The organism is Pseudomonas taiwanensis, from assembly GCF_013393345.1.
Lineage (GTDB): Bacteria > Pseudomonadota > Gammaproteobacteria > Pseudomonadales > Pseudomonadaceae > Metapseudomonas > Metapseudomonas resinovorans_C.
The window spans coordinates 68,477-83,450 of sequence record NZ_QJRF01000061.1 but is presented as its reverse complement, the minus strand read 5'-3'; the positions used below and the strand labels follow the sequence as shown (position 1 = coordinate 83,450).

General features: G+C 63.2%; 13 protein-coding genes and 1 tRNA gene. 9 read left to right on the top strand and 5 right to left on the bottom strand.

Features of this window, described 5'->3' with window-relative positions:
• Positions 1 to 14 precede the first annotated feature (14 nt).
• The 3 genes from bamC to DM872_RS14735 all read left to right on the top strand — a co-directional run bounded on the left by bamC (position 15) and on the right by DM872_RS14735 (position 2,347).
• On the top strand, positions 15 to 1,133 hold the full coding sequence (gene bamC, locus DM872_RS14745) for an outer membrane protein assembly factor BamC (RefSeq protein WP_179060195.1): 1,119 nt from the start codon (positions 15 to 17) through the stop codon (positions 1,131 to 1,133).
• A gap of 95 nt (positions 1,134 to 1,228) precedes the next feature.
• Positions 1,229 to 2,098: a phosphoribosylaminoimidazolesuccinocarboxamide synthase gene (locus DM872_RS14740; protein ID WP_077524002.1), complete on the top strand. Its 870-nt coding sequence runs from the start codon at positions 1,229 to 1,231 to the stop codon at positions 2,096 to 2,098.
• Between the two features lie 159 nt (positions 2,099 to 2,257).
• A tRNA-Ser gene (locus tag DM872_RS14735) sits at positions 2,258 to 2,347 on the top strand.
• A gap of 170 nt (positions 2,348 to 2,517) precedes the next feature.
• On the opposite strand, the gene DM872_RS14730 is transcribed toward DM872_RS14735, so the two are convergent.
• The 3 genes from DM872_RS14730 to DM872_RS14720 form a co-directional block, all read right to left on the bottom strand.
• A complete protein-coding gene (locus tag DM872_RS14730; protein WP_179060194.1) occupies positions 2,518 to 3,780 on the bottom strand; it encodes a HipA domain-containing protein in 1,263 nt (420 codons plus the stop codon).
• On the bottom strand, positions 3,777 to 4,010 hold the full coding sequence (locus tag DM872_RS14725; RefSeq protein ID WP_179060193.1) for a helix-turn-helix domain-containing protein: 234 nt from the start codon (positions 4,008 to 4,010) through the stop codon (positions 3,777 to 3,779). The genes DM872_RS14730 and DM872_RS14725 overlap by 4 nt, the downstream gene beginning before the upstream one ends.
• A 264-nt stretch (positions 4,011 to 4,274) precedes the next feature.
• Complete coding sequence (locus DM872_RS14720) at positions 4,275 to 4,715, bottom strand: carboxymuconolactone decarboxylase family protein (RefSeq protein ID WP_179060192.1); 441 nt, start codon at positions 4,713 to 4,715, stop codon at positions 4,275 to 4,277.
• Positions 4,716 to 4,826: 111 nt separating this feature from the next.
• Here DM872_RS14720 and DM872_RS14715 point away from each other — a divergent pair, with 111 nt between their 5' ends.
• Positions 4,827 to 5,741, top strand: coding sequence for a LysR family transcriptional regulator (locus DM872_RS14715; protein ID WP_179060191.1), 915 nt, complete (start codon positions 4,827 to 4,829; stop codon positions 5,739 to 5,741).
• Between the two features lie 69 nt (positions 5,742 to 5,810).
• Here the strand turns inward: DM872_RS14715 and DM872_RS14710 are convergent, their stop codons facing one another.
• Positions 5,811 to 6,200 carry a hypothetical protein gene (locus DM872_RS14710; RefSeq protein ID WP_179060190.1) on the bottom strand — a complete coding sequence of 130 codons (390 nt, stop codon included), beginning with the start codon at positions 6,198 to 6,200 and terminating at the stop codon, positions 5,811 to 5,813.
• A 291-nt stretch (positions 6,201 to 6,491) separates the two neighbouring features.
• Between DM872_RS14710 and DM872_RS14705 the strand changes: the two genes are divergently transcribed.
• Positions 6,492 to 6,734 carry a hypothetical protein gene (locus tag DM872_RS14705; protein WP_179060189.1) on the top strand — a complete coding sequence of 81 codons (243 nt, stop codon included), beginning with the start codon at positions 6,492 to 6,494 and terminating at the stop codon, positions 6,732 to 6,734.
• Positions 6,735 to 6,741: 7 nt separating this feature from the next.
• Here the strand turns inward: DM872_RS14705 and DM872_RS14700 are convergent, their stop codons facing one another.
• Positions 6,742 to 7,443 carry an SOS response-associated peptidase gene (locus DM872_RS14700; RefSeq protein ID WP_179060188.1) on the bottom strand — a complete coding sequence of 234 codons (702 nt, stop codon included), beginning with the start codon at positions 7,441 to 7,443 and terminating at the stop codon, positions 6,742 to 6,744.
• 284 nt (positions 7,444 to 7,727) lie between these two features.
• Between DM872_RS14700 and DM872_RS14695 the strand changes: the two genes are divergently transcribed.
• From DM872_RS14695 to DM872_RS14680, 4 genes are all read left to right on the top strand, one after another.
• Entirely contained in the window at positions 7,728 to 9,341 is a 1,614-nt protein-coding gene (locus tag DM872_RS14695; protein WP_179060187.1) for a M28 family metallopeptidase, read from the top strand.
• A gap of 206 nt (positions 9,342 to 9,547) precedes the next feature.
• Entirely contained in the window at positions 9,548 to 10,162 is a 615-nt protein-coding gene (gene imuA / locus DM872_RS14690) for a translesion DNA synthesis-associated protein ImuA (protein WP_179060186.1), read from the top strand.
• Between the two features lie 3 nt (positions 10,163 to 10,165).
• A complete protein-coding gene (locus DM872_RS14685) occupies positions 10,166 to 11,581 on the top strand; it encodes a Y-family DNA polymerase (RefSeq protein WP_179060185.1) in 1,416 nt (471 codons plus the stop codon).
• Complete coding sequence (locus DM872_RS14680) at positions 11,578 to 14,658, top strand: error-prone DNA polymerase (protein ID WP_179060184.1); 3,081 nt, start codon at positions 11,578 to 11,580, stop codon at positions 14,656 to 14,658. Before DM872_RS14685 ends, DM872_RS14680 begins: the two co-directional genes overlap by 4 nt.
• Positions 14,659 to 14,974 lie beyond the last annotated feature (316 nt).

Here is a 14,974-nt window from a genome sequence, read left to right as displayed (position 1 = left end):
AGGAAACATTCCGCATGAAGCGACTGGCCGGACTCTCCGCTCTCGCCCTGATCATTTCCAGCACCAGCGGTTGCGGCTGGCTCTGGGGCAAAGATGGCTATTTCCGTGATCGCGGCAGCGATTACCTGGAATCTCGCCAGACGGCTCCCATGCAGCTTCCGCCGGACGTTGATGCCAAACCGCTCGACCCGCTGCTGCCGGTACCGATGAACGTTGCCGACACCCGCGCTGAAGGTGAATACGAAGTACCCCGTCCGCAGGCCCTGCAGGGCAAGGGTGAAGTCAGCGACTACAGCCTGCAGAAGAGCGGCGATTCCCGTTGGGTGGTTGCCCAGCGTGTTCCGGCTGAAGTCTGGCCTGTGGCCCGCCAGTTCTTCGAGAACGGCGGTTTCCGTATTGCCGACGAGCGTCCGCAGACCGGCGAGTTCAGCACCGACTGGCAGCGTCTCGACCAGCTTTCCGGTTCCCTGGCCCGTCGCCTGGGTAGCCGCGTGAGCGACGTCGAGCCGGACAGCGAAGTCCGCGCCCGTGTGCGTATCGAGCCGGGCGTGCAGCGCAACACCAGCGAAATCTTCGTGACCACTGTCAGCCGTCCGGCTGGCAGCACCGCCGATACTGGCTGGCCGAGCCGTTCCGACAACGCGAGCCTGGAAGCCGCTCTGCTGGACGAAATGCTTGCCAGCATGGCCCGCAGCTCCGAGCAGGGCGGGTCCGTGTCGTTGCTCGCCGCCCGCGACTTCGATGCGCCGAGCCGCGTGACCCTTTCCGAAGACGGTAACGGCAACCCCATGCTCAGCCTCGGCGCCGACTTCGACCGTTCCTGGTCCAGCGTCGGTCGCGCCCTGGAAACCGGCGATGTCCGCGTCGACGACATCAACCGCAGCCTGGGTGTGTACTACATCAACCTCGCCGAAGGCGCCGAGAAGAAAGACGAGAAACCCGGCTTCTTCAGCAGCCTCTGGGGCAGCGACTCCAGCGCAGAAGAAATCGAAGCCCGTGCCGAACGCTACCAGGTCCGCCTGACCCGCGTTGGCGATACCGTTCAGGTGACCGTGGAGAAGGACATCAACACCGTGGCCCCCGCCGATGTGGCGCGCCGCGTGCTGACCCTGATCCAGGAAAACCTCGGCTAAGAGCAAGAGGTACGCCGCCCAGCGGCGGATCGTGGAAACAACAAGGCGAAACCCCCGGGTTTCGCCTGTTTCGTTTGATAAAGGCGGAAAACGACATGAGCACACCCACCACACTCAGCCTGAAGAAGATCTACTCGGGGAAGGTTCGCGACCTCTACGAAATCGACGACAAGCGCATGCTGATGGTCGCTACTGACCGCCTTTCCGCGTTCGACGTGATCCTCGACCAGCCGATTCCGGAGAAGGGCAAGATCCTGACCGCCATCTCCAACTTCTGGTTCGACAAGCTGTCCGACGTCGTCCCCAATCACTTCACCGGCGACAAGGTGGAAGATGTCGTTCCCGCCGCTGAACTGCCCCTGGTGGAAGGCCGTGCTGTAGTCGCCAAGCGCCTCAAACCCGTCGCTGTCGAAGCCATCGTGCGTGGCTACATCGTTGGCTCGGGCTGGAAGGAATACCAGAAGACCGGCACCGTTTGCGGCATCCAGCTGCCGGCCGGCCTGAAGGAAGCCTCCAAGCTACCGCAACCCATCTTCACCCCCTCGACCAAGGCCGCTGTCGGCGACCACGACGAGAACATCTCCTTCGAACAGTGCGAAGCCATCATCGGCAAGGAACTGGCCGCCAAGGTCCGTGACACCGCCATCGCCCTGTACAGCACCGCCGTCGAATACGCCGCCACCCGCGGCATCATCATTGCCGACACCAAGTTCGAGTTCGGCATCGACGAAGACGGCACCCTGACCCTGATGGACGAAGTGCTGACCCCCGACTCCAGCCGTTTCTGGCCGGTGGAAAGCTACGTCGAAGGCAAGAACCCGCCGAGCTTTGACAAACAGTTCGTGCGCGACTGGCTGGAATCCACCGGCTGGAACAAGGAACCGCCGGCCCCGGCCGTACCCGCGGACGTCGCCCAGAAAACCGCCGACAAGTACCGCGAAGCCCTGACCAAGCTGACTTCCTGATCGCTCCTCCCGGAATTCGCCCCTCGCTGCAGGGGCGAATTCGTTCGCCAAGAATCGCGTAGCGATCTCTCTCGCACCGCAACCATCTGAAACCACGCGAAAAAATCTCCCCTACGGGCTTCGCCAATGGGCGATGAACTGGTATCATGCGCGCCGTTCGGGAAGATGCCGGAGTGGCCGAACGGGACGGATTCGAAATCCGTTGTGTCAGCAATGGCACCTAGGGTTCAAATCCCTATCTTCCCGCCATATTCAATAGCCTAAACCCCTGAAATTCTTAGAGTTTCAGGGGTTTTTGCTTTTTGGCTTGCCCCAGAGTGTCGAAAACCCCAGTACGGCTTGCTCAGTTGCTTCACTCAGGTGGGCCAGAGCCCGGGGGACAACTGGCTTGGTCTTCATGCCTTGGCGTTCCCCGTGAGTCAGGGAGTACGCAGCTTTGCAGCCATGTCTCGCATGACGCCATGAACAATTCGACGCAGCAGGTATCTCTCACCGGCAAGGAAGTGCTCTGGCAGGCTTTGCAGCAGATGATCGGCTGCCTCCAAGGTTGCCTTCACAAGCTCATCCATCAGCTTGGCGGCAATCTTATTCGGTAGTCCGAGGTGGCTGCCCATGAAGAGCACATGCTCCCTGGTCACTTCGGTGTGTGTTCGCATGCCTTCCACCTTCCATACCAGCTCAGCGTCCAGCCAGGGGGGCGATTCCTTGCTGGCGGTATATATCGCTGTGCAGAGCAGGTCGTAGTGGGGCGCAAGGTCAACGCCGTCCGATGTGACGTAAAAAGAGAGGTTCTTCAGGTGGGCGTCGTTGTTGCCGACCAGGATGTTGAAAACCAGCCAATTGAATAGCTGGATTCGTGCCTCGGCTTTCCGGCGACAGATGCTGACGATTTGCCGAAGCGTCTTCATCGAGGCCTGTTGGTATTTGAACTGGCGATCCAGTCCCAGCAACTGGCAACCGTCCAGGACATGCAAGCGTTTCAGCTGGCCATCGACTACTTGCCTGTCAAAACGCTCAATCAGATAAACCGGCTCCGGGACGCGGTGAAGTGCAACGGGGGCAGTGTTTAGCCTGGCCATTTGGGCGACAGACATAACGAACCATTCATTGGCCACGCTGTTGTCGTACTGGTCTGTTTCCGGATGGTTTGGCTTGAGGATGTGAGTTGATGGCCGGCTGCCGATTGGCTCGTACAGCACGCCGTCCAGGACCACGACAGGCAACTTGTGTTGGGCGCCTGCCAGCGACATTCGCTTGGGTGCTCCGGTGGTCAGCGATACCCGGGGGAGGTTTCTGATTCGCTGGCTGAGCACGTCGTCAGGGAGCGGCTGGAGCCCGCCATCGGCTATTGGTTCAAATCCTGGCAGAAGCGTGATGGCTCCCGCCGATTCAGCACCGTAGTAGCCCAGGAGTCCGAAGGCATCTGCAAACTCGATTCTCGCGTCGCTGGCCAGCAACTGGCGGGCCTGCTCTTCTGGTAGCAGGTTGTCGAAGAACCACTGAACAGGGCGATCCGTAGAGCTATCCACGACCCGGCCTGCAGAGCGGGGAAGGGTGGGTGAGAGGTCGAATGATCGGGGGTTATTCAGCCAGTCAGATGAATACGCGAGCGCCCATACACCGTTCTGGTCGATCAGGCTGCCGATATGCTCATTGTTTAGGGTGACTTCCAACTGCCTCATGGCTTCGGCACGTCCAGATAGACCCTGATACCCAACTCATCGAGCAGTTGCAGAACGCTCCCCAGGGAGACTGTTGGCTTGCCCTTTTCGATATCGCGCAGATGCACGTGGCTTTTGCCAATCAGCATTGCCATGTCCTCCTGGCGAATGTGCTGCGTTTTCCGTACCTCGCGAACGACCTTTCCAAGATCTTCCGGTGTGCGAACGGGGACGTGCGAGTGCTGATCCATTTGGGATGTCCGTTTCGAAGCTATGGTTTCGATTGTAGGAGGTAGCAAGGCGTGGTCAAGCTGAATCGAAACTATGGTTTCAGTTTTAAGGGATAGCACTGCTTTTTTGTGTGAAACGAAGCTATGGTTTCTATTCTGGCATCTAACAGGGCGCTCCAGCCGGGTATCGAAGCTCTGGTTTCGATTGCTATTCTCCCGCCATGTCCAGAAAGCCCCGCAGTCGAAAGCCTGCGGGGCTTTTTCTTTTCTGCTTGCCTTGACTGCTTACTCCGGCTGCATGGCGAAACCCACACCAAAACGGTTCCACGCATTGATTGCTGCGATGACGAAAGTCAGTTCCGCCAACTCCTGGTCACTGAACACGGCGGCCACTGCTTCGTAGATCTCATCCGGCGCATGGGCGGTTGCAACCAGGGTCAGTGTCTCGGTCCACTGCAGGGCGGCACGCTCGCGTTCGTCGAAGAACGGCGTTTCCTTCCAGGTACTCACTGCCATCAGGCGTCGAAGGGTTTCTCCCTCCTTGCTTGCGTCAGTGGTGTGCATGTCGACGCAGTAGGCGCAGCCATTGATCTGCGAGGCCCGGATACGCACCAGCTCGCGCAGGGAACGCGGGAGGATGGATTCGGAAGCGGCTTTCTCCAGACCCATCATGGCTTTCATGGCTTGAGGAGCGGCTTGGTAATAGTTGAGGCGTTTCGAGCTCATTTTCATTCTCCAGGTGACCGAAGGACTTCGGTGTTGGAGTGACTTTATTGGGGGCTATGGTCTGGATAAACTGGGTCAGATCGTTTTCATTGTGCGGAAAGTCAGACAATCATGGCGTTTGATCGATTGGAGGCGATGCGCGCGTTCTGCCGCATCGTCGAAGTGGGAAGCTTCACGGGTGCAGCGGAGTCGCTGAGCGTGGCGAAGACGACGATTTCCGGGCAGATCCAGGGGCTCGAATCGCTTCTGGGCGTGAAGCTCCTGCACAGGACCACCAGAAGGGTGGCGCCGACCACCGATGGCGCTGCCTACTATGAGCGCGCGCGTGCGGTTCTGGATGACCTCGACGAACTGGAAGCCTCGGTCGCGCAAAGCCGAAGCGTGGCGCGGGGGAGGGTGAGGGTGGAGATGCCCTCCCCGGTCGGTACGTCTCTAATCATCCCGTCGTTGCCGGACTTCGCCACGCTGCATCCACAGATCCAGCTGGACATCGGTTGCAGCGAGCGCGTGATCGACCTCGTGCAGGAAGGCATCGACTGCGCGTTCCGGGGCGGGCCGGTCACCGATCAGGGGCTGGTGTGCCGCCCCGTCGGGCAGATGCGGTTCTGCCTTTGTGCGTCACCGGATTACCTGAGCGACTCGGCGCCGATACTCGACCCGGTCGATTTGCTGCAGCACCGGTATCTCGGTTTCACCTTCCCTGGCTCGGGCAAGCAAATGACCCCTGTCCTCCGGCGGGGCGACGAAAGCTTCACGATCGACCAGTTGCCGGCGATGCGTTTCAACCATGGCGGTGCGTACCGGACGGCGGGATTGGCAGGGCTTGGCATCGTTTCAGTGCCGCTTGCGGAAGCCAGTGCGCACCTTCAGGCAGGAAGGTTGGTCGAGGTGCTGCCTGGCTGGGCGCTGGGCAGCATGCCGATCAGTCTCGTGTATCCCTACTCACGGCATCTGTCGGCCCGGGTGCGGGCATTCGCCGACTGGGCGGCGGCATTGATGGCGAACGACCCGCTCTGGCAGTTGTAGCCCCAGAAATGAAAACCCCGCAGACCTCTGGCCTGCGGGGTTTCTGCTTTAGCGCTTGAAGAAACACCTTCACGCACTGGAGCACATGCGCGCGGCGTTGATCAGCCGGCCTTTATCCTGCCAGGCATTGCGCTGGAAGACGGAGTACTGGTTCTGGCCCTGGCCACTGGAGAGTTCGACCAGGCCGGAGGCTTTGGCGGGGTCGGTGTTGCCGACGAACAGCAGCGTCTTGCCGTTTTCTTCCGAGGTGAAGGTCTGGGCGTCCGTTCGGATTTCGCCTTTCACACAGTTCAGGTAGTCGGGACTCGCCTTGCTGGTGACGCCAGAGGTTCCGTCTCGGCTGGATCTGATGTCGGGGTTGTGAGTGCTACAGCCTGTTGCAATCAGCAGGGTGGAAAGTATCAGGATGCTGCCGCTACGGATGGATGCTGAACAGAAACCAGGGGATGTGTGGTTCATGGCTGTTGCTCCAGACTGGTGCAATTGGCCAGTCGGCACGCAGCTGGCTGGCCGTTGAGGCAGGGCGCCTGGAGCGGAGGCCACGACAGGAGAGGGCATCCTTCGCCCAGGTGGCCACTGCCTGTCCCGGATAAGTGTATTCCCGTTTTTCCTTGGGCGACGGAGGGAAAGCGTGTGATTTCGAGGGAGGTGACGCTCCGTCAGAATTTCGCCGGCTTTCTGGCGCATCCGTACCAGCTGCGCTATTGCTAATCAAGTGCATCTGGTTATGTGATGCACCAGGAGCGATTCGTGATCGAACCGGTTTACTGGGCGGAGCTGCGTCAGCTCTCGCTCAACGTATCTGCCGCGCACATCGCCATGGTGGCCTTCCTGGAAGAAGCCGCAGTGCCTTGGTCGGATGACCAGATGGTGGAGTTCAAGCGGCTCATCCTGAGCGAGCGTATTGCGATCAGCGCATACGCGACGCTCTATTCGTACATCGACAGCCGAACAGCTGAGCCCGCGCGATTGCGACTGGTGGTCGGCGAGTAACTCCCCCTCAGGACTCCGGCTCGGTAATCGCCTCGATCAATCCCTCATCATCGTTCTGGGCACTGTTCACGCGTGTGGAAACCGCGTGGCCGGTGAAGTCTCCCCGCGCCTGGCCGATGGCGTGCTGCACCTGATCTTCCGCTGTGCCGGGCGCGAGCCACGACCTGAATTCTTCCGGGGGGAGTATCACGGGCATGCGGTGGTGGATGGCGCTGATGGAGGGCGCGGCGTCTCGGGTGAGGAGGGCGCAGGAGGTGACTTCCTGACCATCCGGCCCCCTCCACGAGGCCCAGATGGCGGCGATCGCCAGCACCGGGTCATTCGGGCTGTAGAGGTAGTAGGGCTGATGGACCAGGCGACCGCTCGCATTGCGTACCTGCTCTTGCGGGTTCCATTCATACCAGCCCTGGGCGGGCATCAGGCAGCGCTGGCTGCGCAGGGCCTGGCGCCACAGTGGCTTGCCGGCGGCTTCTTCACTGCGGGCGAAGAAGGCATGAAGTGGTGGCTTTTCCTCTTTCCACCAGGACGGGATCAACCCCCAACGGGCATCTATCAGCTCCAGTTCGCCCTGTCTGTCGAGCCGCAGTACCGGCACGCGGGTGGTAGGGGCCACGTTGAAGCTCTGGATCCAGCGCCCCGAGTCCCGGGCGCCGATGTGCCAATAGTCTTCGATGGCGCGCTCGGAAGGGCTGACATAGCGTCCACACATGGCGGGGTCCTGTGCTCGAACTGGTTACAGCATAGAGGTTGTGCGGAGCTCTCTATGGGGTCGGTGATGTGAGGTGGATGGCGATCTAGTGGCTAAGTGATGGCCTATCTCCGGCGATCTTTCGTTAAAAAGGCGACAAAGTGCACGTTTTCGGCACGAAACAGTAAGAACCGAATGACCTTGCACCAGTCTGTTCTCCTAGGTCTGCCCCAGAGGAAGCCGTACAGGACAGTGGCGCAACGCCATGGCAGGCCACCTACAACCACTTCACAAGGATTGAAGTCATGACCCACAAGTACAACGTCAGACGTGTTGTTGGTTCCCTCGTTCTTGCTGCTTCCACCTCCACCCTTGCTGCGCCGGCGCCTGATGGCGATGCCTTTGGCGAGTTCTGGAGTCCCGGTAAACCCAACCCCGCCATTTGCAAATCGCCGTTGCTGGTCGGCACGCCCCTGGGCCTGCCGCGTTGCCTGGAGGCGGGCAATGTGATGCACCGCCTGCAGGAGTTGCAGGACATCGCCACGCTCAACGATGGCAATCGCGCCGCCGGCCTGCCGGGCTACCAGGCCTCAATCGACTACGTGAAGCAGACTCTGGAGCGCGCCGGCTACCAGGTGCGGGTACAGCCGTTCCCCTTCACCGCCTACTTTCCCAAGGGGCCGGGCACCCTGCAGGCATTGACGCCGCAGCCGGCGGAATACGTCTGGGAGGAGGACTTCAACTACCTGTCGCAGACGGACCCCGGTGACGTCAGCGCCCAGGTCGTGGCGGTGGACCTGTCCCTCGGGGCCGGCAACACCTCCACCAGCGGTTGCGAGGTGGAAGATTTCGCCGGCTTCCCCAGTGGCGCCATCGCCCTGGTCCAGCGTGGCAGCTGCAACTTCGAGGTGAAGGCGGAGAACGCCGCTGCCGCGGGTGCAGCGGGCGTGATCATCTTCAACCAGGGCAACACCGAGGACCGCAAGGGCCTGGAGAACGTCACCCTGGGCGACACCTACGAGGGTGGCATTCCGGTGCTGTTCGCCACCTATGACAACGGCGTGGCCTGGTCCCAGACCCTTGGTCTGCAGTTGCGCATGGTGGCGGATGTGATTCGCGAGAAGACGCAGACCTTCAACCTGGTGGCCGAAACCCGGCGTGGCGATCCGAAGAACGTGGTGATGGCCGGCGCTCACCTGGACTCGGTATTCGAAGGGCCCGGCATCAACGACAACGGCTCGGGCAGCGCGGCCTTGCTGGAAATGGCCGTACTCCTGCGCAAGGCGCACCCGCAGAACAAGGTGCGCTTCGCTTGGTGGGGTGCCGAGGAGTCGGGGCTGGTCGGCTCGACGTTCTACGTCAACAGCCTGAGCGATGAGGAACGGAAGAAGATCAAGGCGTACCTGAACTTCGACATGATCGGTTCACCGAACTTCGGCAACTTCATCTATGACGGCGACGGCTCTTCCTTCGGCCTGCAGGGTCCGGCCGGTTCGGCTGCCATCGAGCGCCTGTTCGAAGCCTACTTCACGCTTCGCAGCGAGCCGTTCGAAGGTACCCAGATCGACTTCCGCTCCGACTATGCGCAGTTCTTCGAGGTGGGCATTCCCTTCGGTGGCCTGTTCACGGGCGCCGAAGACATCAAGAGCGAGGAGCAGGCACAAAGGTATGGCGGCGCTGCCGGCCAACCCTTCGACCCGTGCTACCACCAGGGCTGCGACACCACCGCCAACATCGACCTGAACGCCCTGGAGATCAACGGCGATGCCATGGCGTTCGCCACCAGCTGGCTGTCGCTGTCGACGAAGATCATCGATGACGAGATCGCCGCGGCCGCCGAGCAGGCGAAGGGCGCAACCACCCTGCGTCAGCAGTCGGTGCGCCAGGCCGAGCGCTGGGGTAATCACTACGTGAAATGACGGAGAGGCGTCTGGCCTGCGGGGCATTCGTGCTTTCGCAGGCCTTCTGTCTTATCTGAATTGACCGTGGGAAATCTCTGCGATTTACTGTATATAAATACAGTATTCGTAGGATTTCCCCCAATGGCCTTGATGATTGTTCCTGGCCCTTTCGGCAGCCCCGCCCCGGGGCTGCCGTTTTTCTCTTCTGGCAGTGAGCGGGACTGATGGGCGCTGTCATTGCCCTCGATACCCTGCTCAATGAGCGGCGGGTCTGGAAAGGCCAGCCCGGCGCATTGCCGTCCAGCAGCGAGCAACCCACTGGCCTGGCCGCCCTGGATCGGGTCTTGCCCGGCGGTGGCTGGCCCGCAGCCGCACTCAGCGAAATCCTCACCCCAGCCACGGGCCTGGGTGAACTGCGCCTGCTCTGGCCCACCTTGGCGCGGCTGACCGCCAGTGCTGAGCGCGTGGTGCTGGTGGCGCCCCCGCATATCCCTTATCCACAGGCCTGGCAGGCGGCTGGCGTGGACCTGCGCTGGCTGGCGCTGGTAGAGGCGAGCGGTCGCGATGCCCTCTGGGCAGCGGAGCAATGCCTGCGTTCCGGCAGCTGCGGCGCGGTGCTCTGCTGGCCACAGCAGGTTGACGATCGCGCCCTGCGTCGCTTGCAGGTGGCCGCGGAAACCGGGCAGACACTGGCCTTCGCCTATCGCCCTCTGGAGGCCGCCCTGAACCCGTCGCCGGCGGCCGTGCGCATCGCCGTCGATGGGTGGCCGGCGCAATTGCGGGTGCTCAAGTGTCGGGGCGGCCTGCCACCCGCGGCCCCCATCGCCCTGGCCCGATGACGTATGCGCTGGGCTTGCATATTGCTGCCGCAGTTGGCGCTGGATGGCGTACTGCGCGGCCACCCCGACCCCGAAGCACCCCTGGCGCTGGTGACCGGCACCCCGCAGCGTCGCGTGCTGCGCGCCCTCAATCCCAAGGCCCGGGCACTGGGTTTGCGCCCTGGCCAGTCACTCACCGCCGCCCATGCCCTGACCCGCGATTTCGCCCTGGTCGAGTACGACCCGGCAGAGGTCGAGCGCTGGCAACAGTTGCTCGCCGCCTGGGCCTATCGTTTCAGTTCCCAGGTCAGCCTGCGCTACCCGCGCTGCCTACTGCTGGAGGTGGAATCCAGCTTCGCCCTGTTCGGTCCCTGGCCACGCTTCGAGGTACGGCTCCGACGGGAGCTGACGGCGCTTGGTTTTCGCCATCGCATCGTCGCTGCGCCCAATCCGGCGGCGGCGCGGATGCTTGCCAATGCCTACGATGGCCTGGCGGTGACGAGTCAGGATGATCTACGCGAGGCGCTTGGGCGCATGCCGGTGGATCGCGCCGGGCTGGCGCGGGAGACCGCCACCGCCTTTTCCCGTATGGGGCTGCGCAACCTGGAACAGGTGCTGGCGCTGCCACGGGATACGGTGGCCCGTCGCTTCCCGGGAGAGGTGTTGCAGCACCTCGACACCCTGCTCGGCGAGCTTCCGCTGGCGCTGGAGTATTACCGGCCGCCGGATGTGTTCGACCTGCGCATCGAGCTGAACTTCGAAGTGGAGTCCCATCAGGCGCTGCTCTTCCCCCTGCGCCGCCTCACCGCTGACCTGGCCGCCTTCCTCGCCGGGCGTGACAGCGGTGTGCAGCGTTTCACGCTCTCCCTGGAGCACCGTGATCTCGCCGATACCCTGGTACCGGTGGGGCTGCTCAGTGCCGAGCGTGAGGCGGCCATGCTCTTCGAACTGGCGCGTGGACGCCTGGAGCAGTTGCAGGTGCCGGCCCCGGTGCGTGCCTTCCGCCTGCAGGCGCGGGACTTGCCGGCCTTCGTGCCGGAACGGCGTGAGCTGTTCGACGAGCGCCCGCAGCAATCCTTGCCCTGGGAACAACTGCGTGAACGCCTGCGGGCACGTCTCGGGGACGATGCGGTGCATAGCCTGGCGGCCCGTGCCGATCACCGCCCCGAATGCGCCTGGCAACTGGATGCCGAAGCGCCGTCGGCACCGTTCCCGCCCGGTCCGCCCCGTCCCGGCTGGCTGCTGCGCGAACCCGTGGTCCTGCGGGAGTCGTCCGTGCGCATTCTCGCCGGCCCCGAGCGGATCGAATCCGGCTGGTGGGATGGTGGCGATGTGCGCCGCGACTACTACCTGGTGGAAACCCGCAATGGCCAGCGTGGCTGGGCCTTCCGTAGGGTGAACGGGGAGGGGCCGCTGTCGTTGCAGGGCTGGTTCGCATGAGCGCCTACGCCGAGCTGCATTGCCTGTCCAACTTCAGCTTCCAGCGCGGGGCCTCCAGCGCCAGTGAGCTGTTCCAGCGCGCCAGGAAGCATGGCTACGAGGCATTGGCGATCACCGACGAATGCACCCTGGCCGGCATCGTCCGGGCCTGGCAAGCCTCGAAGGAAACCGAAGTGCCCCTGGTGATCGGCAGCGAAATGCACGTCGACGGCGGCCCCAGGCTGGTACTGCTGGTGGAGAACCTGGCCGGCTACCAGCGTCTTTGCCGTCTCATCACCCAGGCCCGGCGGCGGGCGAAGAAGGGGGAGTACCGCCTGCTGCGGGATGACCTGGCCGAACCCATGGACGGTCTGCTGGCCCTCTGGATACCCGAACGGGAAAACGACGATCGCGATGGCCTCTGGTTGCACCAGTGCTTCCCCCACCGTCTGTGGCTGGCGGTGGAGCTGCACCAGGGCGCGGACGACGCCAGCCGCCTGACGAACCTGCTGGCCCTGGCCGAGCGTATCGGTATTCCGCCCGTGGCGACGGGCGATGTGCACATGCATGCCCGTGGCCGCCGCGCCCTGCAGGATTGCATGACCGCCGTGCGCCACCACTGCACAGTGGCGGAGGCCGGGTACCGGTTGTTCCCCAATGGCGAGCGGCACCTGCGCCCTCGCGACGTGTTGGCCGGCCTCTACCCGGCCCAACTGCTGGCCGAGTCGATACGCATCGCCCGTCGCTGCGTTTTCAACCTCGGGCAGCTGGATTACCAGTACCCCCGCGAGCTAGTGCCGGAAGGCCACAGCCCAGGCAGTTGGCTGCGCGCAGAAACAGAGAAGGGCATGCTCAGGCGCTGGCCGGACGGGGTCCCGCAGAAGGCGCGAGCGCTGGTGGAGAAGGAACTCTCGCTGATCGCCGAGCTGGGTTACGAGAGCTACTTCCTCACGGTGTACGACATCGTCGAGTTCGCCCGCAGCCGGCACATCCTTTGCCAGGGGCGGGGTTCGGCGGCCAACTCGGTGGTGTGCTTCGCCCTGGGGATAACCGAACTGGACCCCTGCGTCTTCACCGAACTCCTGTTCGAGCGCTTTATGTCACGGGAGCGCAACGAGCCGCCGGATATCGACGTCGACTTCGAGCACGAGCGCCGCGAAGAGGTCATCCAGTACCTGTTCAACCGCTATGGCCGGGGCAGGGCGGCGCTCACCGCCGTGGTCAACACCTACCACGGTGCGGGTGCCGTGCGTGATGTGGCCAAGGCCCTCGGCCTGCCGCCGGACCAGGTCAACGCACTCGCCGACTGTTGTGGCGGCTGGAGCGACAAGCCCCCGTCGGCGGAGCGCCTGCGTGAGGTTGGCTTCGATCCGGAGAGCCCGGTGCTGCGCCGCGTGGTGGCGCTGACCAACGAACTGATCGGCTTTCCCCGTCACTTGTCGCAGCACCCCGGCGGCTTCGTGATTTCCGAAGCACCGCTGGCCAGCCTGGTGCCCGTGGAGAACGCCACCATGGCCGAGCGCACCGTCATTCAGTGGGACAAGGACGACCTCGACCTGGTGGGCCTGCTCAAGGTGGATGTGCTGGCCCTCGGCATGCTCAGTGCCCTGCGCCGCTGCTTCGGCCTGATCGAGCACTACCGCGGCACCCGCTGGACCCTGGCCACCTTGCCCAAGGAAGACCCGGCCACCTACGAGATGATCGGCCGCGCCGACACCATCGGTGTATTCCAGATCGAGTCGCGGGCACAGATGTCCATGCTGCCGCGCCTGAAACCCAGGACCTTCTATGACCTGGTGATCCAGGTCGCCATCGTCCGGCCGGGACCCATCCAGGGCAACATGGTCCATCCCTACCTGCGCAGGCGGAAGGGCGAGGAAGAGGTGACCTATCCCAAGGACGAGCTCATCCCCGTTTTCAAGCGAACCCTGGGCGTGCCGCTGTTCCAGGAGCAGGTGATGCAACTGGCCATGGTCGCCGCCGACTACAGCCCCGGCGAGGCCGACGAACTGCGCCGCAACATGGCGGCCTGGAAGCGCCACGGCGGCCTGGAACACCATCGCGAACGGCTGACCTCGCGGATGCGCGCCAAGGGCTATGAACAGGCGTTCATCGATCAGATCTTCGAGCAGATCAAGGGCTTCGGCAGTTATGGCTTCCCCGAGTCCCATGCCGCCAGCTTCGCGCTGCTCACCTATGCCAGTTGCTGGTTGAAATGCCATGAGCCGGCCGCCTATGCCTGTGCCCTGATCAACAGCTGGCCCATGGGTTTCTACAGCCCGGACCAGGTGCTGCAGGACGCCCGCCGCCATGGCCTCGAAGTGCGCCCGGTGGATGTGCGGCATTCCGATTGGGATTGTTCCCTGGAGCCCACGGGGGAGGGGAGCGAACTGGCCATTCGCCTCGGCCTGCGGATGGTGCGTGGTTTTCGTGAAGACGATGCGCGGCGTATCGAAGAGGTGCGGCAGGCGAGGGCGTTCAGCAGCGTGGGCGACCTTATCCAGCGTGCCCGTCTGGATGCCCGCGCCCGCGAACTGCTGGCCGATTCCGGCGCCCTGCGCGGCCTGGCCGGACACCGCCATCGGGCGCGCTGGGCGGTAGCCGGGGTGGAGGTGCAGGCGCCGCTCTTCGCCGATCTGCCGGAGCAGGAGGAAACCCAGGTGCCCTTGCCGCTGCCCAGCGTCGGTGAAGACATGCTGACCGACTACGCCACGCTGGGCACCACCCTCGGACCGCACCCCATGGCCCTGCTACGGAGCGAACTGCGCAAACGACGTTGCCGCAGCTCGCGGGAAATCCTGGCGCTGGAGCATGGACGGAACGCCCGCGTTGCCGGCCTGGCAGTCGGACGCCAGCGCCCGCAGACGGCCAGCGGGGTGATCTTCGTGACCCTGGAAGACGAGTTCGGCATGGTCAATGTGGTGGTCTGGCACGACCTCGCCGAGCGCCAGCGCCGGGTGCTGCTGAGCTCGCAACTCCTGCAGGTGGAGGGCCGGCTGGAATCGGTGGACGGCGTTCGCCACCTCATCGCCCGTCGCCTGAGCGACCTGACCCCCTTGCTCAGCGGTCTCGATATCAGGAGTCGGGATTTTCACTAGATCGATGCAGATCGCTGCCGTATTCCAGAAATTTCTGTGGGAGCGATTTGCCTTTGAGCTGACCATCGAGGTCGCCGCTTTTCTATAGGGGTGTTCTGCAGGCCATTCTTTTGTGGGGGCGAATTCATTCGCGATTGAAATCGCTCCCACAGGGCAAGGGCGATGGGTATCGCAAGCTCCACCCATCCTACAAACGCGCAGTTCGCCAAAAATGCCGGCACATTGGCGGATTTTGTAGGGGCGAATTCATTCGCCAAGGGCGCGTTGCGCCCCCTTGGCGTTGCGAGAAGTTCAGTGCGGAGTAACCGGCGTGTGT

What these genes read in the sequence shown, in the direction of transcription:
- bamC (WP_179060195.1), top strand. Translation starts at nt 15, where the DNA reads ATGAAGCGACTGGCCGGACTCTCCGCTCTCGCCCTGATCATTTCCAGC.
- DM872_RS14740 (WP_077524002.1), top strand. Translation starts at nt 1,229, where the DNA reads ATGAGCACACCCACCACACTCAGCCTGAAGAAGATCTACTCGGGGAAG.
- DM872_RS14730 (WP_179060194.1), bottom strand. Translation starts at nt 3,780, where the DNA reads ATGAGGCAGTTGGAAGTCACCCTAAACAATGAGCATATCGGCAGCCTG.
- DM872_RS14725 (WP_179060193.1), bottom strand. Translation starts at nt 4,010, where the DNA reads ATGGATCAGCACTCGCACGTCCCCGTTCGCACACCGGAAGATCTTGGA.
- DM872_RS14720 (WP_179060192.1), bottom strand. Translation starts at nt 4,715, where the DNA reads ATGAGCTCGAAACGCCTCAACTATTACCAAGCCGCTCCTCAAGCCATG.
- DM872_RS14715 (WP_179060191.1), top strand. Translation starts at nt 4,827, where the DNA reads ATGGCGTTTGATCGATTGGAGGCGATGCGCGCGTTCTGCCGCATCGTC.
- DM872_RS14710 (WP_179060190.1), bottom strand. Translation starts at nt 6,200, where the DNA reads ATGAACCACACATCCCCTGGTTTCTGTTCAGCATCCATCCGTAGCGGC.
- DM872_RS14700 (WP_179060188.1), bottom strand. Translation starts at nt 7,443, where the DNA reads ATGTGTGGACGCTATGTCAGCCCTTCCGAGCGCGCCATCGAAGACTAT.
- DM872_RS14695 (WP_179060187.1), top strand. Translation starts at nt 7,728, where the DNA reads ATGACCCACAAGTACAACGTCAGACGTGTTGTTGGTTCCCTCGTTCTT.
- imuA (WP_179060186.1), top strand. Translation starts at nt 9,548, where the DNA reads ATGGGCGCTGTCATTGCCCTCGATACCCTGCTCAATGAGCGGCGGGTC.
- DM872_RS14685 (WP_179060185.1), top strand. Translation starts at nt 10,166, where the DNA reads ATGCGCTGGGCTTGCATATTGCTGCCGCAGTTGGCGCTGGATGGCGTA.
- DM872_RS14680 (WP_179060184.1), top strand. Translation starts at nt 11,578, where the DNA reads ATGAGCGCCTACGCCGAGCTGCATTGCCTGTCCAACTTCAGCTTCCAG.